Consider the following 20,371-nt stretch of genomic DNA (forward strand, 5'->3'; position numbering starts at 1 on the left):
TCGGTGGCGCGTCGCGGCCGCGCTGGGCGGGCCGCGCCGGTTGGGGTTGGTCGGATCAGGTCAGGACTGGCGGGGGACCGGCAGCGTGATGGTGTCGTCCTCCGCCTCGGGCGGCGCGACTGCCTCCGGCTGGGGGTCCGGGTAGGGCGGCGGGGTGCCGCCGAACTCCGGGCAGAAAGCCTGGTGACTACACCACCCGCACAGCTTGCTGGGTTTCGGGCGGAAGTCCTTGTCCTGCTTCGCCCGCTCGATCGCCTGGGACAGCGCCACCAGGGTGCGTTCGAAGCGTTCCAGTTCGGCCGCGTCCGGGCTGTAGTCGCAGATCTCGGCGTCCTTCAGATACAGCAGGCGCAGCACCCGGGGCACCACGCCGCGGGTGCGCCACAGCACCAGGGCGTAGAACTTCAGCTGGAACAGCGCCCGGCCCTCGAAGGCCTCGCGGGGCGCGCCGCCGGTCTTGTAGTCGACCACGCGCAGGTCGCCGGCCGGGGAGATGTCGAGCCGGTCGATATAGCCGCGGATCAGCAGCTCGTCGTCCACCAGCGTCGACACCAGGCTTTCGCGCTCGGCCGGCTCCAGGCGCTGGGGGTCCTCGACCGCGAAGTAACCGGCCAGCAGGTCGCCGGCGCCGGCCAGGAACGCCGCGATCCGTTCCGCTTCGCCGGCGGCCTCGAGGCCCGGCAGGGTGTCGGCCACGGCGGCCGATCTCGCACCGCCGGCCTCCGCGACCGGAACGGTTGTCGCCGGAGCGCTCGGCTCGATGGTCTCGCCGGTCCGCGCGGTAACGGCGTCGGCCTCCGGGGCATCAGGCGACGAAGCCGCCGCCGGGCCAGCAGAGGCCGGGGCGCCGGCCGACACCGAGCCGGCCGACACCGCGCCGGCGGCCTGAGGTCCCGCGGTCGTGGCGGCAGGCGGGGATGCGGCGGGTGACGGCGTGGCAACGGCCTCGGCGAAGAGCGCCTCCAGGGCCGGCTCCTGCTCCAGCAGCCGCGCCCACGACGGCGCCACCAGAGCCGCCGCGGCCGCCGGGGTCCGCTCCGCCGCCGGCAGGTCGAACAAGCTCTCCAGCACCGCGTGCACCAGCGTGCCGCGTACCTGATCGGGGGTGGGTTTTTCCGGCAGCCGGTCGATCGTGCGGAACCGGAACAGCAGCGGGCAGGTCTTGAAATCCGCGGCCCGCGACGGCGACAGCGACGGCCCCGCGTGACGCTCCCCACGGCCGGGAGCCGAGCCGGGCTGCGGCTGCGGATCCGCGGATGGGGACAAAACCGTTTCTGCCGTCATGGAGGTAAGGCTAGGGGAGGGGTACGACGAAACCGCCGCGGCAGGGACCTCTCAGGCGCGGTCCGTAGCATCGACGTGTGGACGACGGCGCGCAGCAGACCCGGTCCGCTCGGCGGCCGGGCCGGGTGGTCGGGCGGGTGCTGGGCATCCCGGTGTATCTCAACCCTTCGATGCTGCTGCTCGCGGTGCTGGTCACCGTGGTCTACGGCGGGTACGCGGAGGCCGAGCTCGGGCTCGTCGCGCCGTACGCGTACGCGATCGGTTTCGGGTTTGTGGTCTGTCTGCTCGGGTCCGTGCTGTTGCACGAGCTCGGCCACGCGCTGACCGCCCGGCGGTACGGCATCGGTGTGCGCGGGATCACCCTGGAGTTGCTCGGCGGCTACACGGAGATGGACCGGGACGCGCCTTCGCCCCGCGTCGACGCGCTGGTCTCACTGGCCGGCCCGGCCGTGTCCCTGGTGCTGGGTGCCGCCGCCACCGCCGCCGCGTTCGCGCTGCCCGACCGGACCGTCGTCGGTGAGATCGCCTTCCAGCTGGCCGTCAGCAACGTCCTCATCGCGATCTTCAACGTGCTGCCCGGCCTGCCGCTCGACGGCGGCCGGGCGCTGCGGGCCGGCCTCTGGGCGCTGCTCAAGGACCGGCACCGGGCCACCGAGGTCGCCGCCTGGGCCGGGCGGGGCATCGCCGTGCTGACCGGCCTGGCCGTGCTCACCCTGTACTGGCTGCAGCTACTGACCGTTTTCGGTCTGTTGTTCATCATGCTCGTCGCCTTCACGCTGTGGCAGGGCGCCGGACAGTCGATCCGGCTCGCGCGGATGTCGCGGCGGTTCCCCCTGGTCGATCTGGGGGCCCTCGCGCGGCCGCTGTTCGCCGTACCGTCGGGAACGCCGCTGGCCGAGGCCCAGCGCCGGGCCGGTGCCGCCGACCGGGCCGGGGATGCCCTGGCCGTCGCCGATGCCGGCGGCCGGCTCGTGGCGCTGGTGGACGTGGCCGGGGCCGCCGCCGTGCCCGCCGAGCGACGGCCGTGGGTGGCTGTCGACACCGTCGCGCGGGACCTCGGCCGGGTGCCCGCCCTGCCGCTCGGGCTGACCGGCGAGCAGGTGGTCCGGGCGGTGCAGGCCCACCCGGGTGCGCAGTACGTCGTCACCTCCGGGGAGGATGTCGTCGGCGTGCTGCACGTCGCGGATCTGGCCCAGCTGCTGGAGCCGCGCCGCGCGGGGCGCCGCCCGGCGACCGGATGAGCCGGCGCCCATCAGTCAGCACCGAATGAAAGAGCGATCAGTGACCGTGCAAGACACCACTCCCGTGGTCGGCGAGCCCGTGCCCGCCCACCGGGGGCCGTTCCGCGAGGGCGACCGTGTGCAGCTCACGGATCCCAAGAACCGGATGCACACCATCGTGCTGGAGCACGGTAAGGAGTTCCACACCCACCGCGGTGCGCTGGCCCACGACGCGCTGATCGGCCTGCCCGACGGCAGCGTCGTGGTCTCCGCCGGTGGTACGGCCTACCTGGCGCTGCGCCCGCTGCTCGCCGACTACGTGCTCTCCATGCCGCGCGGCGCGCAGGTCATCTACCCCAAGGACGCCGCGCAGATCGTCGCCATGGCCGACATCTTCCCGGGCGCCAAGGTCATGGAGGCCGGTGTCGGGTCGGGCGCGCTGACGTGCTCGCTGCTGCGGGCCGTGGGAAGCAGCGGTGAGCTGCACTCGTACGAGCTGCGCGACGACTTCGCGGCGATCGCCCGCAAGAACGTCGAGGCGTTCTTCGGTGGTCCGCACCCCGCGTGGCACCTGCACTCCGGCGATGTCGCGCAGGCCGAGGGGGCCGGTTTCGACCGGATCGTCCTCGACATGCTGACCCCCTGGGAAGCCCTCGACATGGTCGAGCGGGCGCTGATCCCCGGCGGCGTCTTCATCGGGTACGTCGCCACGACCCCGCAGCTGTCGGAGCTGGTCGAGGCGTTGCGGGAGCGCGGCGGCTGGACCGAGCCCCGGGCCTGGGAGTCACTGGTGCGCGACTGGCACGCGGAGGGCCTCGCCGTACGCCCGGATCACCGGATGATCGCGCACACCGCGTTCCTGGTCTCGGCGCGCAAACTGGCCCCCGGGGTGACCGCTCCGCCGCGGCGCCGCAAGCCCAGCAAGGGCTCCGAGGCGTACGCCCTGCGCAGGGCCGCTCAGGCGGCGCTGGCGGCCGAACGTGCGGAGACGGATGACGATCCCGGGGTGTGACGGTCCGGGACGGATCCGGTAGTTTCCGTCGCGGGTTTCGATGGGTTCGCAGAGCGGAGGGATCGGGTGGGCGCGATGAGTTCTCCGCCGTTCGGTGGCAGCAACGAGATGCCGGCGGTTTTCCCCGACTGGTCGCCGTACGAGGATCTGGACTCGGCCGCCCGGGCCTACCTGCGGGACCCCGAGGTGGCGCTCGACGCCCTGTTCGGGGTGCTGCGGGGTGCCTCGGTGCTCTGTTTCACGCTGGAGCGCTTCGTCAACGAGGTCAACGGCGTCTGGCAGGAGGTCGTCATCTGTGACGGCAGCCGGCTCGTGCTGTGGCACGGCGAGGACGTGGCGCCCGGCGACGGGCCGGTCGGCTCGATGACGTCGTCCCTGCGGGTGGTGCCGCTGTCGACCGTCACCGAGGTGGGCTGCCGGCGGCGGCTGACCCGCACGTCGACCGGGCAGGCCCGAGTGGACAGCATCGACGTCTATCTGTTGCTGAGCTCCGTGGACGACGCGGTGCCGCCGCCCGGCATGGCCGAGGAGGAGGGCCGGGCCGCGTTGCGGCACGACGCACTGCGCTTCGGCAAGACGCTCGACGACGGCGGTCCCGGGCAGATTGCCCGTTTGGAGGAATTCTCCCGAGTTGTCGCATCTTTGGTCGGTCGCCCGACGCTGTGACATTTCCCGCTCCGCCGGGCCGACTCCGTCGGGCCCGGCGGGATGGTGGAAAACGATCAGTCGGCGTCCGGGCCGGCGATCTCCACGTCGTCGCGCGAGCGCACCACGTGGATGCAATCGCCCGGGCACTCCTTGGCCGCGTCGATCACCTCGAGGTGCAGCCGGGCCGGCACGCCGGTCCGCACTCCGGGGCTCTGCAGCAGCTCACCGGCGCTGTCCTTGACGTACGCGAGGCCGTCGATGTCGAACTCGAACACCTCGGGTGCGTACTGCACACACAGCCCGTCACCGGTGCACAGGTCCTGATCCACCCAGACCTCTAGCTCGTCTGTGTCGGTCTGTGTCGACACCGCTTACCTCCCCCAACTAGCCCGGTCCGACGGTACCCGAACCCCCTGACCACCCGGTGCACCCCACGGGCCCGATCGATCAAGGTTCAGTGACGAGGGTGTTGCATGGGTCGAAATCCGGCTCGCAGCGGCTAGTGTTGTCCCCAAGACGTTCGAGCCCCCGGGGAGGTGGGACGTGGCACGTAGCGACGAGGCGTCAGGCGCCGCACGTTGGGAGAAAGAGGCCAACGATCTCTCCAGCCAGGTTGCGTTCCTGCAAGAGGAACTCGCTCTGGTACGGCGCAAGTTGACCGAAAGCCCCCGACACGTCCGGCAGCTCGAGGAACGGCTCGCGGCGACGCAGGCGCAGCTGGCCCGGCTGACCGAGAACAACGACCGGCTCGTGGCGACCCTCAAGGAAGCCCGATCCCAGATCGTCACTCTCAAAGAAGAGATTGACCGGCTCGCCCAGCCGCCCAGCGGCTACGGCGTATTCCTGGCCGCCCACGAGGACGGCACTGTCGATGTCTTCACCGGCGGTCGCAAGCTGCGGGTGGCGGTCTCGCCGTCGCTCGTGGTCGAGGATCTCAAGCGGGGGCAGGAAGTCCTGCTCAACGACGCGCTCAACGTCGTCGACGCGTTCGGCTACGAGCGGGTCGGCGAGGTCGTCCTGCTCAAGGAAGTCCTCGAGAATCCCGCCGGTGGTCCGGGTGACCGGGCGCTGGTGATCTCGCACGCCGACGAGGAGCGGATCGTCCACCTGGCCGACTCGCTGCAGGTCTCGAAGCTGCGTGCGGGCGACTCGCTCATGATCGAGCCGCGCTCGGCGTACGCGTACGAGCGCATCCCGAAGAGCGAGGTCGAGGAGCTCGTCCTCGAGGAAGTGCCGGACGTCGACTACACCGACATCGGTGGTCTGCACTCGCAGATCGAGCAGATCCGCGACGCGGTGGAGCTGCCGTTCCTGCACGCCGACCTGTTCCGGGAGCACCAGCTGCGCCCGCCGAAGGGCATCCTGCTCTACGGCCCGCCCGGCTGCGGTAAGACCCTGATCGCCAAGGCGGTCGCCAACTCGCTCGCGAAGAAGATCGCCGAGCGCCGCGGCGAGGAGAAGCACACCAGCTACTTCCTCAACATCAAGGGTCCCGAGCTGCTCAACAAGTACGTGGGTGAGACCGAGCGGCACATCCGCCTGGTCTTCCAGCGGGCCCGGGAGAAGGCCGGCGAGGGTACGCCGGTCATTGTGTTCTTCGACGAGATGGACTCGATCTTCCGTACCCGTGGCTCCGGCGTCTCCTCCGACGTGGAGAACACCATCGTCCCGCAGCTGCTCAGCGAGATCGACGGCGTCGAGGGCCTGGAGAACGTCATCGTCATCGGCGCCTCCAACCGGGAAGACATGATCGACCCGGCGATCCTGCGCCCCGGCCGCCTCGATGTGAAGATCAAGATCGAGCGTCCGGACGCGGAGGCGGCGAAGGACATCTTCGCCAAGTACATCCTCAGCGGCCTGCCGCTGAGCGAGGACGACCTCACCGAGCACGGCGGCGACCGCGATGTCACCGTCGCCGCGATGATCGAGGCCGTCGTCCTGCGGATGTACACGGAGACGGAGGAGAACCGCTTCCTGGAGGTCACCTACGCCAACGGTGACAAGGAGGTCCTGTACTTCAAGGACTTCAACTCCGGCGCGATGATCCAGAACATCGTCGACCGCGGCAAGAAGATGGCGATCAAGGAGTTCCTCACCTCCGGCAAGAAGGGCCTGCGACTGCAGCACCTGCTCGACAGCTGCGTCGACGAGTTCCGGGAGAACGAGGACCTGCCCAACACCACCAACCCCGACGACTGGGCCCGCATCTCCGGCAAGAAGGGCGAGCGGATCGTCTACATCCGTACGCTCGTCTCCGGCGGCAAGGGCGCAGAGGCCGGCCGCTCCATCGAGACGGCCAGCAACACCGGTCAGTACCTGTAGGAAGCCGAGCAACGCCCGACGCGGGCGGGGAGGCGCTACGACGCGCCCCCTCGTCCGCGTTGTGCATCTCTACCCTGCGTGTTCTGGTGCGCACGTGCGGGTGCGAGTACGGACAGAGAAGCGTCTAGGCTCGATACATGGGCAACGGCAGCACAGTGGCGGGTGGGGTGGCAGCATGAGCGTTCGACGAATCATGGGTACCGAGGTCGAGTACGGCATTTCGGTGCCCGGGCAGCCCGGCGCCAACCCGATGGTCACCTCATCGCAGGTGGTCAACGCCTACGGAGCACGACCGGAGCTCAACCGCGGCGGCCGCGCCCGGTGGGACTATGAGGAGGAGTCGCCGCTGCGCGACGCCCGCGGCTTCACCTACTCGGGTGCCGCGTACGACCCGGCCGACGCGCTCGCCGACGAGGACCTCGGCCTGGCCAACGTGATACTGACCAACGGTGCCCGCCTCTACGTCGACCACGCCCACCCGGAGTACAGCACCCCGGAATGCACCAACCCGCTGGACATCGTCCGCTGGGACAAGGCCGGCGAGCGGGTCATGGCCGAGGCGTCCCGGCGCGCCGCCTCGATCCCCGGCACCCACCGCATCCAGCTCTACAAGAACAACACCGACAACAAAGGCGCCTCGTACGGCTCGCACGAGAACTACCTCATGCGCCGCCAGACGCCCTTCGCCGACATCGTCGCGCACCTGACGCCGTTCTTCGTCACCCGCCAGATCTTCTGCGGCGCCGGCCGCGTCGGCATCGGCCAGGACGGCAGCGGCGCCGGTTTCCAGATCTCCTCGCGCGCCGACTTCTTCGAGGTCGAGGTCGGCCTGGAGACCACGCTGAAGCGGCCCATCATCAACACCCGCGACGAGCCGCACTCGGACGCGGACAAGTACCGCCGGCTGCACGTGATCATCGGCGACGCCAACCTCTCCGAGATCTCCACCTACCTCAAGGTCGGCACGACCGCCCTGATCCTCAACATGATCGAGGAGAAGGTGTTCACCGGCGAGCTCGGCATCGCCGACCCGGTCTCCGAGCTCAAGGCGGTCAGCCACGACCCGTCGCTCAAGCACCTCATGCGCCTGCGCGACGGCCGCAAGCTCACCGCGCTTGACCTGCAGTGGGCCTACTACGAGCGCGCCAAGGCGTTCTGCGACGAGCGCTACGGCGCCGACGTGGACGAGCAGACCGCGGACATCCTGCAGCGCTGGGAGGACGTCCTCGACCAGCTCGGCCGCGACCCGATGCAGCTCTCCGACCAGCTCGACTGGGTGGCCAAGCTGCGGCTGCTGGAGGGCTACCGCGAGCGCGAGAACCTCACCTGGTCCTCGCCCAAGCTGCAGCTGGTCGACCTGCAGTACTCCGACGTACGGACCGAGAAGGGCCTGTACCACCGCCTGGTCGCCCGCGGCTCGATGAAGACGCTGCTGGACGACGACGAGACCCGCCGCGCGATGGTGGAACCGCCCGAGGACACCCGGGCCTACTTCCGCGGCCAGTGCCTGGCCCGGTACGCGTCCGAGGTGGTCGCGGCCAGCTGGGATTCGGTGATCTTCGACGTGGGTCGCGAATCGCTCGTGCGCGTCCCGATGATGGAGCCCGAACGGGGCACCAGGAAGCACGTCGGCGCCCTGTTCGACAAGTGCGACACCGCGAAGGACCTGCTCGAGGTGATCACGAGCCGTTGACCGGGAAACGCCCGTGTGCCGACGGGCGTTTCTGTCGGACCCGCGAGGTAAGTTTTTCCCAACCCGAAGCGGTTGGGTCACGAAGGGGGACAGCCATGGCAACGCGAGACACCGGCGGTCAGTCGCAGTCCGGCAAGGGCAAGCGCGACGAGGAGATCGAGGACGTCACCACCGAGGCCAACCCTGAGGTTGCCGAACGACACGCCGAAATCACCGAGGACGTCGACGACCTGCTCGACGAAATCGACTCCGTCCTCGAAGAAAACGCCGAGGAGTTCGTGCGGGGGTATGTACAAAAAGGCGGCCAGTGAGCGATATGTCCGATTCGGGGGAATTGGATAGTGTGCACTGTCCTCAGTGCGGTCGAGATCTACCGCGCTCCGAATTCCATTCCAACCGCCGGCGGCCCAATGGCCTGGCCTACTACTGCAAGCGGTGCGCCGCTGAGCGGTCGGAAGCGAGCCGTCGGCGGCGTGGGATCTCCGCGCGGCGGCAGGCGCCGGTGCCGGTGCCCGATGGGTCGAAGTGGTGCCCCGATTGCGAGACGGCCAAGCCGCTGACGGCGTTCGCCCGTACCCGGGCGAACGCCAGTGGATACCACAGCTATTGCCTGCTTTGTCATAACGCCCGAGGTAACGAGACCAGGCAACGTCTCTATGGCGCCCCTGATCCCCAACACGTCGATCACGATCACCGCACCGGCTGGGTTCGCGGGATACTGTGCTTCAACTGCAACGGCGGCCTGGGGCGGTTCCGGGACAACCCGGTGTTCCTCGCCGAGGCTATTACGTATCTGAAAGGAACCACGTGGCAGCGGGTTTTGATCCATCCGGGCGTCTTCCAGATGTGTTCACCAATGCGGGGACGTCCTCCTTCACGCAGTTCCTGAGCCAAGCGGCCCCCGAGCTGCTGCCGGGTCGCCGGCCGCTGCCGCCGGGGATGGCCGCCGACATCGCGCCGCACGGCACCACCATCGTCGCCATCGCCACCGCCGAGGGCGTCGTGATGGCCGGCGACCGGCGCGCCACCATGGGCAACCTCATCGCCAGCCGGGACATCGAGAAGGTGCACCCGGCCGACGCGTACTCGCTGATCGGCATCGCGGGCACGGCCGGCATCGGCATCGAGCTGATGCGCATCTTCCAGGTCGAGCTGGAGCACTACGAGAAGATCGAGGGCGCGATGCTGTCCCTCGACGGCAAGGCCAACCGGCTCGCCGCCATGGTGCGCGGCAACCTCGGTGCGGCCATGCAGGGCCTGGCCGTGGTGCCGCTCTTCGCGGGCTTCGACCTGTCCCCGTCCGACCCGTCGAAGGTCGGTCGCATCTTCAGCTTCGACGTCGCCGGCGGCCTCTACGAGGAGACCGGCTACGACGCGATCGGCTCCGGTTCGCTGTTCGCCAAGTCGGCCCTGAAGAAGCGCTACCGTCCCGGCGTCAGCACCCAGGACGCTATCCGTCTCGCGGTCGAGGCGCTCTACGACGCCGCTGACGACGACACCGCGACCGGTGGCCCGGACCTGACCCGCAAGATCTATCCGGTGGTGATGACCGCGACGGCGGACAGCACCCACCGGCTGACCGAGGCCGAGATCAACGCGGTGGCCGAGCAAGTGGTCGCCGGACGGATGGAGAACCCGGGCGGCTGATGCCCCCCGGTTCTCCCACCTGAACCCGCCATCCGGTCTTCGAAGGAGTTGCCACCCGTGGCCATGCAGTTCTACGCCTCACCCGAGCAGGTCCAGCGCGACCGCTCGGAGTACGCCCGCAAGGGCATCGCCCGCGGCCGCTCCGCCGTCGTCCTCACCTACGAGGGCGGCGTCCTGCTGGTCGCCGAGAATCTCACCTCGCTGCGCAAGATCAGCGAGCTGTACGACAGGATCGGTTTCGCGGCTGTCGGCCGCTACAACGAGTTCGAGAGCCTGCGCCGGGCCGGCGTACGGATGGCCGACCTCAACGGTCTCGCCTACGACCGCCGGGACGTGACCGGCCGCGCCCTGGCGAACGCCTACACCCAGACGCTGGGTGCGATCTTCTCCGAGACGCAGAAGCCGTACGAGGTGGAGATCTGCGTGGCGCAGGTCGGCACCTCGCCCGAGGCCGACGAGCTGTACCGGATCACCTACGACGGTTCGGTGCAGGACGAGCCCGGCTTCATGGCGATGGGCGGCTCCGCCGAGGCCATCTCGACGGTGCTCAAGTCCCGCCACGACGTCGCGGCGGACCTGCAGACCGCCCTCGCGCTGGCGGTCGAGGGCCTGGCCAGCGTCGGCGGGGAGAACGGCACCCCGCGCACGCTGGGCGCCTCCCAGCTCGAGGTGGCGGTTCTGGACCGTAGCCGCAAGGGCCGCACCTTCCGCCGCATCTCGGGCGCGGCGCTGACCACGCTGCTCGAGGGCGGCAAGGACGAGCCGGAGAAGGAGGTCGGCGAGGCGGGCGACGTCGCACCGCCGGCACCGGCCGAGGACAAGCCGACAGTCTCGGCGGCCTCGGTCGACCTGGAGGGCAAGCCCGAGGCGGACCCGGCCAAGCCGGCCGACGACACCAACGGCGACGGCTCCTGACCTGAATCCGGTGCCGCACCCCCGGCCTCGCCCGCACGGGCCGGGCTCGGGGGAGCGGCCGGGCCGGGAGCAGGCTGAGGACCGGCGAGCCTCAGTCGATGACGTTCGGGCGCCACCAGTCCTCGTTGTCGCGGTACCACTGCACCGTCTCCGCCAGTCCCGCGGCGAAGTCCACCCTGGGCCGATAGCCCAGCTCCTGCCGGATGCGCTCGTCGTCCAAGGCGTACCGGCGGTCGTGCCCCTTGCGGTCCTCGACGGTCTCCACCCGGTCCCACCCCGCCCCGCACGCCTCCAGCAGCATGCCGGTCAGCTTCCGGTTGGTCAGTTCCTCGTTCCCGCCGATGTGGTAGACCTCGCCCGCCTTGCCTTCCAGGAGCGCCAGCGCCGTCCCCCGGCAGTGGTCGTCCACGTGCACCCAGTCGCGCACCTGCTCACCGTCGCCGTACAGGGGCACCGTGCGGCCCCTCAGCAGGTTCGTGACGAAGCGGGGGATCAGTTTCTCCGGGTGCTGGTACGGCCCGTAGTTGTTGGCGCAGCGGGTCACCACGACCGGCAGCTCATGAGTGCGGTGGTACGCCAGCGCCAGCAGGTCCGCGCCCGCTTTGGTGGCCGCGTACGGCGAGTTCGGGGCCAGTGGTGACCTCTCCGTCCACGCGCCCGTGCTGATCGAGCCGTAGACCTCGTCCGTCGAGACGTGCACGAAGCGGCTGGTGCCGTGCCGCAGCGCCGCGTCCAGCAGCACCTGGGTGCCGACCACGTTGGTCGTGGCGAATTCCGTCGCCGCCCGGATCGAGCGGTCGACGTGCGATTCCGCGGCGAAGTGGACCACCGCGTCGTGGCGGGGCAGCACCGAGTTCACCAGGGCCGCGTCGGCGATGTCGCCGGGTACGAAGTCGAGGCGTTTGCTCTCCGCGACCGGGCCCAGGTTGGCGAAGTTGCCGGCGTACGTCAGCTTGTCCAGCACCGTGACCCGGACCCCTTCCAGGCCCGGCAGCGCATCGGTGAGCGCGCCGCGGACGAAGTGGGACCCGATGAAGCCGGCGCCGCCGGTGACCAGAAGATTCATCAAGCGGGAGTGTATCCGCAGGTCCAGGCCCTGCGAGTTGATCTTCACAGACGATCATGACAGATAGCACCGGTGAAAGGGCGCGTTGTCACTGCCGCGAACGCCCCGGGTGCGGCTAGTGTTTCGTCATGGAACGGCGAATTTTCGGCCTCGAAACCGAGTACGGAGTCACGTGCACCTACCGGGGACAGCGGCGGCTGTCGCCGGACGAAGTGGCCCGCTACCTGTTCCGCCGAGTGGTGTCCTGGGGACGGTCCAGCAACGTCTTCCTCCGCAACGGTGCCCGCCTCTACCTCGATGTCGGCTCCCACCCCGAGTACGCGACCCCCGAGTGCGACTCCGTCACCGACCTGGTCGCCCATGACCGTGCCGGTGAGCGGATCCTGGAAGGTCTCCTCGTCGACGCGGAGAAGCGCCTGCACGACGAGGGCATCGCCGGCGAGATCTACCTCTTCAAGAACAACACCGACTCGGCCGGCAACTCGTACGGCTGCCACGAGAACTACCTCGTGAGCCGGCACGGGGAGTTCGGCCGCCTCGCCGACGTGCTCATCCCGTTCCTCGTCACCCGCCAGCTGATCTGCGGCGCCGGCAAGGTGCTGCAGACCCCGCGCGGCGCGGTCTTCTGCCTCTCGCAGCGGGCCGAGCACATCTGGGAGGGCGTCTCCAGCGCGACGACGCGCAGCCGCCCGATCATCAATACCCGCGACGAGCCGCACGCCGACGCCGAGCGCTACCGGCGCCTGCACGTCATCGTCGGCGATTCCAACATGAACGAGGTCACCACGCTGCTCAAGGTCGGCAGCGCCGACATCGTGCTGCGGATGATCGAGGCGGGCGTGGTCATGCGCGACCTGTCGCTGGAGAACCCGATCCGGGCCATCCGCGAGGTGTCGCACGACATCACCGGCCGCCGCAAGATCCGCCTGGCCAACAACAAAGAGGTCAGCGCGCTCGAGATCCAGCAGGAATACCTGGCCAAGGCGACGGAGTTCGTCGAGCGCCGCGGCGGCGACCCGACCGCCAAGCGCGTCGTCGAGCTCTGGGGCCGGGTGCTCAACGCGATCGAGAGCGGCGACCTCGACCCGGTGTCGCGCGAGATCGACTGGGTGTCGAAGTACAAGCTGATCGAGCGGTACCAGGCCAAGCACGAGATGCCGATGTCGCACCCGCGGATCGCGCAGCTCGACCTGGCGTACCACGACGTGCGCCGCGGCCGCGGCCTCTACGCCCTGATGGAGAAGCGCAAGCAGGTCGACCGCATCTCCAACGACCTCGAGATCTTCGAGGCCAAGGAGACGCCGCCGCAGACGACCCGCGCGCGCCTGCGCGGCGAGTTCATCCGGCACGCGCAGGAGAAGCGGCGCGACTTCACGGTCGACTGGGTGCACCTCAAGCTCAACGACCAGGCGCAGCGCACGGTCCTGTGCAAGGACCCGTTCCGCGCCTACGACGAGCGGGTGGAGCGCCTCATCGCCAGCATGTGAGTGAACGGTAGGCTGGTCGGGCCATGACGACACCAGCGCGCGAGCCCGACCAGCATCCGTCCGGCCGCCGTCTCCCCGGCCAGCCTCCCGGTGTTCAGCATCCGACCGGCCAGAAGCCGGCGGAGCCCGTCGAGGACCGCAAGCCGAGCCTGGTGGAGCGCCGTCGCGAGCGGATCCGGGCCGAGGTGCAGCAGGCCCGCAACGGTGATCACCGGGTGCCGACCTGGGTGCTGACGACCATCCTGATCGTCATCGTGGTGGCCTGGCTCGCTCTGATCATCACCGCCTGACGCACGGCGGTCATGACGGGTCATGACCCACATCGAGATCGTGGTCGCCGATATCACCGGCGAAGCTGTGGACGCGATCGTCACGGCGGCGAACGAATCCCTGCTCGGTGGCGGCGGTGTGGACGGTGCCGTGCACCGCGCGGCCGGGCCACGGCGGCGATCAGGGCGAGGCCGAGGTGCTGGCGTCCTGCTGCCGGCGTGCGTTGGAGGTGGCCGACCGCATCGGGGCGCGCACGGTGGCCTTCCCCGCGATCGCAACCGGGTCTACGGCTTCCCGGCCGAGCAGGCGGCGGGCATCGCGGTCCGCGCCATCACCGACACCCCGACGGCGGTGGAAACGGTTCGGCTGGTCGCCTTCGACGCCGAAGCAGGGCGGATCTTGCAGGCGGCGTTGCGAGCGACCTGAGCGGTAGAGGTCAGCGGGCGGGGCAGGGTCCGGGGATCAAGGACCGGAAGATCAAGCTCTGGAAGATCAAGGTCTCGAAGGTCAAGGTCATGAAGGTCAAGGTCATGTCGTGCCTGATTGCATGGCACTGACCGTCGCTCCCGCCGATTGCCAGGTGCGTGCGGAGTCACCCTTGCGCGCTACGCGCACAAACCCGAAGCGGCGGGTTCGGTGCTGGGTCGTCCGGGTGAGCGGCGGGTCGAGGTGGTGGGTGGGGGTGGCCGGCCGCTGCTGCGGTCCAGTCGCTCGCACGCGGCCAGGGGAGCAGGGTTGCGGCCGGGCGGTCAGGGATCAGGGTTGTGGCCGGGTGGTCAGGGGATCAGGGTTGCGGCGTGGCGGCCGGCTGCTGCCGCTGCTACGAAATAGGCGTGGTCCTCGGTCAGACCTCTGCCCATCGTGGACAGGCGGACCGGGCTTGCCTGCAGAGCTGCGTCCAGGCCGTCGGTCGCCACGTGCACCAGGCTGTGCAGGGTCGCCAGCGGGGCCAGGGCGTCCTCCACCGCCTTGGCCAGGTCCGTCGGCAGGTCGTCCGGGATCACCAGATCGGCCGGGACCAGGGCGACCCTGCCGTACGCGGTCAGGCTGTGATGGGAGACGCCGCGGTGCCGGGCGCGGCCGTCGGCGTCCGAGATGCGCAGGGAGCCGACCGGGTGACCCTGCAGCGCCACGATCGCGTTGACCGCCTCGCCCAGGGCCACACCCGAGAAGCCCCACGGCGTACCCGTGCCGAGGTTGCCCGGGCCCTGCGCCACGATCGCCACGTCGGCGTTCAGCACGTGCCGGGCGGCCAGCAGGCCGGTGTGCAGGGTGCCGGCCTCCAGGTCGCCGCCGAACGCCTGGCCCGTCGTCACCGTGCCGGCCAGGTGGTCGCGCAGGCCGTCCAGGGTGCGGGAGAACCAGGCCGGGAGGGCGCCGCCGTCGGTCATCACGTACGCGACCCTGGCCTCCGGGCGGTCCGCGTGGATGCCGGCCAGCACCGCCGGCAGCGCCGAGTGCAGGTCCGCCGTCACCACCGGCATGCCGTCCAGGCTGTCCGCGGCCGCCATCACCTCGCGGTGCGGGGACGCCTCCTCGTCGACGCCCAGCAGGATCGGCTGCAATGGCGTGTAGCGGGCCTTTACCAGGTGGCCCTGGTCGCGGTCGGTGCCGGCCGAGGGCGGGTCGGGCGGCAGCCGGTCGGGCAGGGCCACCACCAGGGCGTAACCGCCGGTGCCGAGGCCCATGACCAGCGCGCCCACGTTCAGCAGGACCCGGTCGCCGGCTTCGGGCGTACCGGTCAGGGCCGGATAGGCCAGCGCCCGCAGGGGACCGTCGTCGGTCGTCACGTCGAGTTCGACGGCGCCGTGCCACTCGCGCCGTACCGCGGACACCGTTCCTGATCGCCAGCGCACCATGGCGGCGACCCTATATGTCCACTCCGCCGTCGCGGTGGTCGCGTGCCGCCCGGCCGCGCGTCGGGTCCAGGAACACGTACCGGATGCCGGGATAGCGCGACCGCAGCCGCCGCTCCGCCTCGTCGGAGGCGGCCTCGATCTCCGCGCCGCTCACCTCGTCGTCGAAGTCCACCTTCGCCGCCACCAGGATCGCGCCCGGGCCGAGCTGCATGGTCAGCAGCGTCGGCACTGCGGTCACCACCGGGATGCCGGCCAGGTCGTCGGCGATCTGGTTGTGCATGCGCCGCGGCACCGCCCGCCCGACCAGCAGGGACACGTTGGCGCGGGCCAGCACCGTCGCGACCACGAGCAGCAGCAGGCCGATCGCGATCGAGGCCACCCCGTCCCACAGCTCGGAGCCGGTGATCTGGGACAGCGCGATGCCGGCGGCGGCCAGGATCAGGCCGATCAGCGCCGCGGCGTCCTCGAAGTAGACAGCCTTGACCGTGGTGTCCGAGGTGAGCCGCAGGAACCGCCGGCGGCTGATGTTCCAGCGCCGGGACTCCCCGGTCACCTGCCGCTGGGCCTTGAGGAACGACGTGCCCTCGGCCAGGAACGACACCTCGAGCACGACGTACGACACCAGGAACTGGCCGCTGTGCTCGCCGCTGATGATGGTCGTCACACCGTGGTAGATCGAGAAGCCGGCGCCGCCGATGAAGGTGAACAGGGCCGCGATGAAGGCCCAGACGAAGCTCTCCTTGCCGTACCCGAACGGGTGTTCCTCGTCCGGTTCCTTGGTGCCGCGGCGCAGCGCGACGAACAGGAACACCTCGGTGACCGTGTCGGCGAGCGAGTGCGCGGCCTCGGACAGCATGGCCGCCGACCCCGAGAGCATGCCCGCGACCAGCTTGGCGGCGGCGATGGCCAGGTTGGCCAGGCCGGCGACGACGACGGTGCCGACGCTCTCGTTGCCCTTGTCATCGGACGATCCCGCCGGGCTGGTGGGCTCGGCCGGTGCGGGCAGGGCCGAGCCGCCGGCGACGCCGGCCGGCAGGTGGTCATCGGGCTCGGTGAGCGGGGGTCCGGCGGTGGGGGTCTGCTCTGGCACGCGTGCGGGTTTCCCCTCGGCGGTCACGAATAACCTCAGCGGGGCTTCCGGCTGCCGCCATCCGGCGTCGTTGCTGCTAGCGTTTCCTCTCGTGTCGCGGACCCGCACCGAGCGCCTGGTGAACCTGGTGATCTGTCTGCTGTCCACGCGACGGTTCCTGACCGCCGCGCAGATCGCCGCGACCGTGCCCGGGTACGAGCACGACCCGGAGGATCCGCGCGACCACGAGGCGTTCCAGCGCAAGTTCGAACGCGACAAGGCCGAGCTGCGCGAGCTGGGCGTGCCGCTGGAGACCGGCCTGGCCAGCGCCTTCGACACCGAGTCGGGTTACCGGATCGCCCACCGCGAGTACGCCCTGCCGGACATCCCGCTCGAACCGGACGAGGCCGCCGCCGTCGGCATCGCCGCCCGCCTCTGGCAGCACGCCGGTCTCGCCGCCGCTGCCTCCTCCGGCCTGGCCAAGCTGCGCGCCGCTGGCGTCGAGGTCGACCCGCAGGCCACCCTCGGCATGGAGCCGGTGATGACCGTGGACCCGGCGTTCGGGCCGCTCACCGCCGCCGCCCGGGCCCGCCGCGCGGTCACCTTCTCCTACCGCGTGCCCGAGGTCGACGAGCCCTCCACCCGCCGGCTGCAGCCGTGGGGCGTGGTCTGCTGGCAGGGCCGCTGGTACGTCGTCGGCCACGACCGGGACCGCCGCGCCACCCGCTGCTTCCGGCTGTCGCGCATCGTCGGCGCGGTCCGCCCGGTCGGCACCGAGGGCGCGTTCACCCCGCCCGAGAACGTCGACCTGATCAGCCACGTCGCCCGCTGGTCCGGGCCCGTCGAGCGCAACGGGCGGGCCACGGTGCTCGTGCAGCCCGGCCGGGCCGCGGGGCTGCGCCGGCTGGCCATCGAGACCGTGCCCGGTCCCGACGGTGACCGCCTGACCATCCCGTACTCCGACGTCGAGTGGCTGGCCTCGCGGCTGGTCGGCTACGGCGCCGAGGTGCGCGCGGACGGGCCGCCGGAGCTCCGCGACGCCGTCATCCAGCAGCTCAAGGAGGTCGTGGCGCGCCACGAGCGGGTGCGGCCCGCGGTGCTGCGATGACCCCTCAACCCCGTACCCGGGAGAACAAGGCCTCCGCCGACCGCCTGGGCCGGCTGCTCAACCTGGTGCCCTATCTGCTGGCCCGGCCCGGGATCCTGGTCGCGGAAGCGGCCGCGGCCTTCGGGATCACCGAGCGGCAGCTGCGTGAGGACCTCGAGCTGCTCTGGGTCTGCGGGCTGCCGGGGTACGGCCCCGGCGACCTGATCGACATGGCGCTGGACGGCGACCGGGTGACGATCACCTACGACGCGGGCATCGACCGGCCGCTGCGGCTCAACCCGGACGAGGCTCTCGCCCTGGTCGTGGCCCTGCGGATGCTGGCCGAGACGCCGGGCACCGGGTCGCGCGACGCCGTCGAACGGGCCCTGGCCAAGATCGAGAACGCGGCCGGTGACGTGGCGGACACCCCGGTCGCGGTGCGGTTGCCGGCTGACAACGAACGGGTCGACGCGATCCGCGGGGTCGTCGAGCGCCGTCACGCGATGCGCCTGACCTACTACACGCCGGCCCGGGACGAGACCACCGACCGGGTGGTCGACCCGATGCGGATGCTCATGGTCGGCCCCCGGGCGTACCTGGAGGCCTGGTGCCGCCGCGCCGAGGGCACCCGGCTGTTCCGGGTGGACCGCATCGACGCCTTCACCGAGCTGGACGAGCCGTCGGCCCCGCCGGCGCAGGCGGTGCCGCACGACGTCAGCGACGGCGTGTTCCATCCGTCGCCGGACCTGCCCCTGGTCACGCTGCGGGTGGGCCGGGGCAGCCGGTGGATCACCGAGTACTACCCGTGCGAGGACGTGCGGCGCGACGGCGACGAGTGGATCGTCACGATGCGCGTCACCGATCTGGGCTGGGCGCAGCGGCTGCTGCTGGGCCTGGGCCCGGACGTGACGGTGGTCGGCCCGGTCGAGCTGGTGGACCGGATCCGCGAACAGGCCGCGACCGCGCTGGACCAGTACGCGGCGACCCCACCGGTCACCGCCTAAGCTGTCCGCCATGGTGAAGTGGATCGTGATCGCCGTGGTGGCGCTCGCCCTGGTCGTTCTGGTCGTGGCCGTGTTCTCCGTGCTGAACAGGCTCAACGGGCTGGACCGGGCGGCGCGGCGGCTGCAGCTGCGGCAGGCCGAGGCGATGAAGCTCCAGCAGGGCGCCGTCGTGCTCGAGGAGTCCGTGGCCGGCCTGCAGCAACGTGCCGAGATCATGCAGGCCCAGCTCGCGGTGATCAAGGCCGGGCGGGGCGCCTCGGACGGGAAACACGCCTTAAAGTAGGTCTGATCCGGGTGGTAGCGTGCGGCGTTCCCCGCGCGTTGTCCGAAAATTCCTCGGCCGGGATCGCAATCAAACAGCTCCGGCAGGGGCCGCTCTCAGCAACCACACGTACGATGGACCCCGCATCACCCGTCAGGACCCTGATCCGATCGACTGGAGTTATCCATGGGCGCCCTCAAGCCGTGGCACATCGCCATCTTCGTCGTCGTCCTCGTGCTGTTGTTCGGTGCGAAGCGGCTGCCGGACGCCGCGAGGTCGCTCGGCCGGTCGCTGCGGATCATCAAGGCCGAGACCAAGGGCCTGGTCGACGACAACGACAACGTCGCCGAGAAGGCCGAGCCGCCGTACTCGCGCCAGCCGCTGCACCCCACCGAGATCCACCAGCCGGGGCAGCCGGGCTACCAGCAGGCGCCGCCCCCGGGCTACCAGCAGCCGGGCTACCAGCAGCCCAACGGCCAGCAGTACCCGCCGCAGCAGCCGCCGGCCCAGCCGTACGTGGACCCGGTGCAGCGCACGAACGACCGCTGACCCATGGTGGCCCTCTCCCTGCGCCGTAAGAAGGGCCCGAGCAAGTTCGAGCAGGCCTCCGACGGCTCGATGACCCTGATCGAGCACGTTCGCGAGCTGCGGAACAGGCTCTTCTGGGCGGCGCTCGGCATCGTCGCCGGCCTCATCGTCGGCTTCATCGTCTCGCAATGGGTGTTCAACCTGCTGTCGGGCCCGTACTGCGCCCTGCCCAGCTCGAACATCGCGGGCGAGTGCAAGTTCCTCGTGCTCGGCGTCGCGGACACGCTCATCCTGCGACTCAAGATCGCCCTGTGGGTCGGCCTGATCGTCGGCGGGCCGGTCTGGCTCTACCAGCTGTGGGCGTTCATCGCTCCCGGCCTGCACCGGCACGAGCGCAAGTGGGCCTACGTCTTCGTGGCGATCGCCGCGCCGCTGTTCGCCGGCGGTGCCGTGCTGGCCTTCTTCGTGGTCCAGCACAGCCTGGCCTTCATCATGCAGGCCGGTGTCATCGGTGACACCACCCAGCTCGAGGTGACGTCCTACATCGGCTTCGTGACCAGCATGATCATGCTGTTCGGCGTGGCCTTCGAGTTCCCGCTGGTCCTGCTGATGCTCAACTTCACCGGCGTGGTCACCGCCAAGAGGCTGATGAGCTGGTGGCGGATCGTGGTCCTGCTGTCGTTCGGCTTCGCCGCCATCGCCACACCCGACCCCGGACCCTTCGGCATGACGCTGCTCGCCGCCTGCCTGGTGGTGCTCTACCTCATCGCCGTGGGCGTGGCCGCGCTCAACGATAAGCGCAAGGGCCGGGGCAAGGAGATCTACGCGGGCCTGGACGACGACGAGATCTCGCCGATCGAGGACGATCGCGATCCGGTCACCGCGGGCAGCCGGGTCGAGTCCATCGCACCGGTCGAGACACCGGAGCCCGTGTCGAAACCGTTGCCGCTGTCGAGCCGCTTCGACGACATGACCTGACCGGGCAGCCGGTAGCCTCC

At 70.3% G+C, this 20,371-nt stretch carries 21 protein-coding genes and 1 pseudogene; 17 read left to right on the forward strand and 5 right to left on the reverse strand.

The features are described from left to right. Window positions 1-60: 60 nt before the first annotated feature. Window positions 61-1,284 (reverse strand): RecB family exonuclease, encoded by a 1,224-nt coding sequence (locus tag Aau02nite_RS15915; protein ID WP_212989207.1) that lies wholly within the window; start codon window positions 1,282-1,284, stop codon window positions 61-63. Window positions 1,285-1,454: 170 nt separating this feature from the next. Here Aau02nite_RS15915 and Aau02nite_RS15920 point away from each other — a divergent pair, with 170 nt between their 5' ends. The 3 genes from Aau02nite_RS15920 to Aau02nite_RS15930 all read left to right on the forward strand — a co-directional run bounded on the left by Aau02nite_RS15920 (window position 1,455) and on the right by Aau02nite_RS15930 (window position 4,182). Beyond that, complete coding sequence (locus Aau02nite_RS15920; protein WP_212989528.1) at window positions 1,455-2,525, forward strand: M50 family metallopeptidase; 1,071 nt, start codon at window positions 1,455-1,457, stop codon at window positions 2,523-2,525. Window positions 2,526-2,550: 25 nt separating this feature from the next. After that, the gene (locus Aau02nite_RS15925; RefSeq protein WP_438841139.1) at window positions 2,551-3,516 is read left to right on the forward strand and encodes a tRNA (adenine-N1)-methyltransferase; all 966 of its coding nucleotides are present in this window, start codon (window positions 2,551-2,553) and stop codon (window positions 3,514-3,516) included. Between the two features lie 75 nt (window positions 3,517-3,591). After that, the gene (locus Aau02nite_RS15930; RefSeq protein WP_212989208.1) at window positions 3,592-4,182 is read left to right on the forward strand and encodes a hypothetical protein; all 591 of its coding nucleotides are present in this window, start codon (window positions 3,592-3,594) and stop codon (window positions 4,180-4,182) included. 56 nt (window positions 4,183-4,238) lie between these two features. Here the strand turns inward: Aau02nite_RS15930 and Aau02nite_RS15935 are convergent, their stop codons facing one another. Continuing rightward, on the reverse strand, window positions 4,239-4,532 hold the full coding sequence (locus tag Aau02nite_RS15935) for a ferredoxin (protein ID WP_212989209.1): 294 nt from the start codon (window positions 4,530-4,532) through the stop codon (window positions 4,239-4,241). A gap of 175 nt (window positions 4,533-4,707) precedes the next feature. On the opposite strand from Aau02nite_RS15935, the gene arc reads away from it, so the two are divergent. The 6 genes from arc to prcA all read left to right on the forward strand — a co-directional run bounded on the left by arc (window position 4,708) and on the right by prcA (window position 10,741). Then, entirely contained in the window at window positions 4,708-6,486 is a 1,779-nt protein-coding gene (gene arc / locus Aau02nite_RS15940) for a proteasome ATPase (protein ID WP_212989210.1), read from the forward strand. Window positions 6,487-6,661: 175 nt separating this feature from the next. Then, a complete protein-coding gene (dop, locus tag Aau02nite_RS15945) occupies window positions 6,662-8,179 on the forward strand; it encodes a depupylase/deamidase Dop (RefSeq protein WP_345477919.1) in 1,518 nt (505 codons plus the stop codon). A 95-nt stretch (window positions 8,180-8,274) separates the two neighbouring features. Continuing rightward, window positions 8,275-8,490: a ubiquitin-like protein Pup gene (locus Aau02nite_RS15950; RefSeq protein ID WP_106124861.1), complete on the forward strand. Its 216-nt coding sequence runs from the start codon at window positions 8,275-8,277 to the stop codon at window positions 8,488-8,490. Between the two features lie 5 nt (window positions 8,491-8,495). Further along, window positions 8,496-9,068 (forward strand): endonuclease VII domain-containing protein, encoded by a 573-nt coding sequence (locus Aau02nite_RS15955; protein ID WP_212989531.1) that lies wholly within the window; start codon window positions 8,496-8,498, stop codon window positions 9,066-9,068. Then, window positions 8,987-9,826, forward strand: coding sequence for a proteasome subunit beta (gene prcB, locus Aau02nite_RS15960; protein WP_212989211.1), 840 nt, complete (start codon window positions 8,987-8,989; stop codon window positions 9,824-9,826). Before Aau02nite_RS15955 ends, prcB begins: the two co-directional genes overlap by 82 nt. 57 nt (window positions 9,827-9,883) lie before the next feature. Next, window positions 9,884-10,741 carry a proteasome subunit alpha gene (prcA, locus tag Aau02nite_RS15965; protein ID WP_212989212.1) on the forward strand — a complete coding sequence of 286 codons (858 nt, stop codon included), beginning with the start codon at window positions 9,884-9,886 and terminating at the stop codon, window positions 10,739-10,741. 91 nt (window positions 10,742-10,832) lie between these two features. Here the strand turns inward: prcA and rfbB are convergent, their stop codons facing one another. Then, complete coding sequence (rfbB, locus tag Aau02nite_RS15970; protein ID WP_212989213.1) at window positions 10,833-11,807, reverse strand: dTDP-glucose 4,6-dehydratase; 975 nt, start codon at window positions 11,805-11,807, stop codon at window positions 10,833-10,835. 128 nt (window positions 11,808-11,935) lie between these two features. Here rfbB and pafA point away from each other — a divergent pair, with 128 nt between their 5' ends. The 3 genes and pseudogenes from pafA (at window position 11,936) to Aau02nite_RS15985 (ending at window position 13,990) form a co-directional block, all read left to right on the forward strand. Then, window positions 11,936-13,294, forward strand: coding sequence for a Pup--protein ligase (pafA, locus tag Aau02nite_RS15975; protein ID WP_212989214.1), 1,359 nt, complete (start codon window positions 11,936-11,938; stop codon window positions 13,292-13,294). Window positions 13,295-13,317: 23 nt separating this feature from the next. Beyond that, on the forward strand, window positions 13,318-13,584 hold the full coding sequence (locus Aau02nite_RS15980) for a hypothetical protein (RefSeq protein WP_212989568.1): 267 nt from the start codon (window positions 13,318-13,320) through the stop codon (window positions 13,582-13,584). Window positions 13,585-13,606: 22 nt separating this feature from the next. Then, window positions 13,607-13,990: pseudogene (locus Aau02nite_RS15985) on the forward strand (macro domain-containing protein). Window positions 13,991-14,340: 350 nt separating this feature from the next. On the opposite strand, the gene Aau02nite_RS15990 reads toward Aau02nite_RS15985, so the two are convergent. Then, the gene (locus Aau02nite_RS15990) at window positions 14,341-15,423 is read right to left on the reverse strand and encodes a DUF3866 family protein (protein WP_212989215.1); all 1,083 of its coding nucleotides are present in this window, start codon (window positions 15,421-15,423) and stop codon (window positions 14,341-14,343) included. A gap of 10 nt (window positions 15,424-15,433) precedes the next feature. After that, window positions 15,434-16,429 (reverse strand): cation diffusion facilitator family transporter, encoded by a 996-nt coding sequence (locus tag Aau02nite_RS15995; RefSeq protein ID WP_212989532.1) that lies wholly within the window; start codon window positions 16,427-16,429, stop codon window positions 15,434-15,436. A gap of 175 nt (window positions 16,430-16,604) precedes the next feature. On the opposite strand from Aau02nite_RS15995, the gene Aau02nite_RS16000 reads away from it, so the two are divergent. The 5 genes from Aau02nite_RS16000 to tatC all read left to right on the forward strand — a co-directional run bounded on the left by Aau02nite_RS16000 (window position 16,605) and on the right by tatC (window position 20,351). After that, entirely contained in the window at window positions 16,605-17,600 is a 996-nt protein-coding gene (locus Aau02nite_RS16000) for a helix-turn-helix transcriptional regulator (RefSeq protein WP_212989216.1), read from the forward strand. Then, window positions 17,597-18,583, forward strand: coding sequence for a helix-turn-helix transcriptional regulator (locus tag Aau02nite_RS16005; RefSeq protein WP_212989217.1), 987 nt, complete (start codon window positions 17,597-17,599; stop codon window positions 18,581-18,583). The genes Aau02nite_RS16000 and Aau02nite_RS16005 overlap by 4 nt, the downstream gene beginning before the upstream one ends. 10 nt (window positions 18,584-18,593) lie before the next feature. Then, window positions 18,594-18,866: a hypothetical protein gene (locus Aau02nite_RS16010; protein ID WP_212989218.1), complete on the forward strand. Its 273-nt coding sequence runs from the start codon at window positions 18,594-18,596 to the stop codon at window positions 18,864-18,866. A gap of 165 nt (window positions 18,867-19,031) precedes the next feature. Continuing rightward, window positions 19,032-19,394 (forward strand): Sec-independent protein translocase subunit TatA, encoded by a 363-nt coding sequence (tatA, locus tag Aau02nite_RS16015; protein ID WP_212989219.1) that lies wholly within the window; start codon window positions 19,032-19,034, stop codon window positions 19,392-19,394. A gap of 6 nt (window positions 19,395-19,400) precedes the next feature. Continuing rightward, window positions 19,401-20,351 (forward strand): twin-arginine translocase subunit TatC, encoded by a 951-nt coding sequence (gene tatC, locus Aau02nite_RS16020; protein WP_212989533.1) that lies wholly within the window; start codon window positions 19,401-19,403, stop codon window positions 20,349-20,351. Window positions 20,352-20,371 lie beyond the last annotated feature (20 nt).

The sequence above is a fragment of the Actinoplanes auranticolor genome (assembly GCF_018332655.1).
GTDB classification, from domain to species: Bacteria; Actinomycetota; Actinomycetes; order Mycobacteriales; family Micromonosporaceae; genus Actinoplanes; species Actinoplanes auranticolor.

Excerpts from the sequence above, each read along its gene's own strand:
- Aau02nite_RS15990 (WP_212989215.1), bottom strand. The coding sequence starts at position 15,423 with ATGGTGCGCTGGCGATCAGGAACGGTGTCCGCGGTACGGCGCGAGTGG.
- Aau02nite_RS16010 (WP_212989218.1), top strand. The coding sequence starts at position 18,594 with ATGGTGAAGTGGATCGTGATCGCCGTGGTGGCGCTCGCCCTGGTCGTT.
- Aau02nite_RS15950 (WP_106124861.1), top strand. The coding sequence starts at position 8,275 with ATGGCAACGCGAGACACCGGCGGTCAGTCGCAGTCCGGCAAGGGCAAG.
- tatA (WP_212989219.1), top strand. The coding sequence starts at position 19,032 with ATGGGCGCCCTCAAGCCGTGGCACATCGCCATCTTCGTCGTCGTCCTC.
- Aau02nite_RS15925 (WP_438841139.1), top strand. The coding sequence starts at position 2,551 with ATGAAAGAGCGATCAGTGACCGTGCAAGACACCACTCCCGTGGTCGGC.
- Aau02nite_RS15980 (WP_212989568.1), top strand. The coding sequence starts at position 13,318 with ATGACGACACCAGCGCGCGAGCCCGACCAGCATCCGTCCGGCCGCCGT.
- Aau02nite_RS15920 (WP_212989528.1), top strand. The coding sequence starts at position 1,455 with ATGCTGCTGCTCGCGGTGCTGGTCACCGTGGTCTACGGCGGGTACGCG.
- Aau02nite_RS16005 (WP_212989217.1), top strand. The coding sequence starts at position 17,597 with ATGACCCCTCAACCCCGTACCCGGGAGAACAAGGCCTCCGCCGACCGC.
- dop (WP_345477919.1), top strand. The coding sequence starts at position 6,662 with ATGAGCGTTCGACGAATCATGGGTACCGAGGTCGAGTACGGCATTTCG.
- rfbB (WP_212989213.1), bottom strand. The coding sequence starts at position 11,807 with ATGAATCTTCTGGTCACCGGCGGCGCCGGCTTCATCGGGTCCCACTTC.
- Aau02nite_RS15930 (WP_212989208.1), top strand. The coding sequence starts at position 3,592 with ATGAGTTCTCCGCCGTTCGGTGGCAGCAACGAGATGCCGGCGGTTTTC.
- Aau02nite_RS15955 (WP_212989531.1), top strand. The coding sequence starts at position 8,496 with ATGTCCGATTCGGGGGAATTGGATAGTGTGCACTGTCCTCAGTGCGGT.
- Aau02nite_RS15915 (WP_212989207.1), bottom strand. The coding sequence starts at position 1,284 with ATGACGGCAGAAACGGTTTTGTCCCCATCCGCGGATCCGCAGCCGCAG.
- pafA (WP_212989214.1), top strand. The coding sequence starts at position 11,936 with ATGGAACGGCGAATTTTCGGCCTCGAAACCGAGTACGGAGTCACGTGC.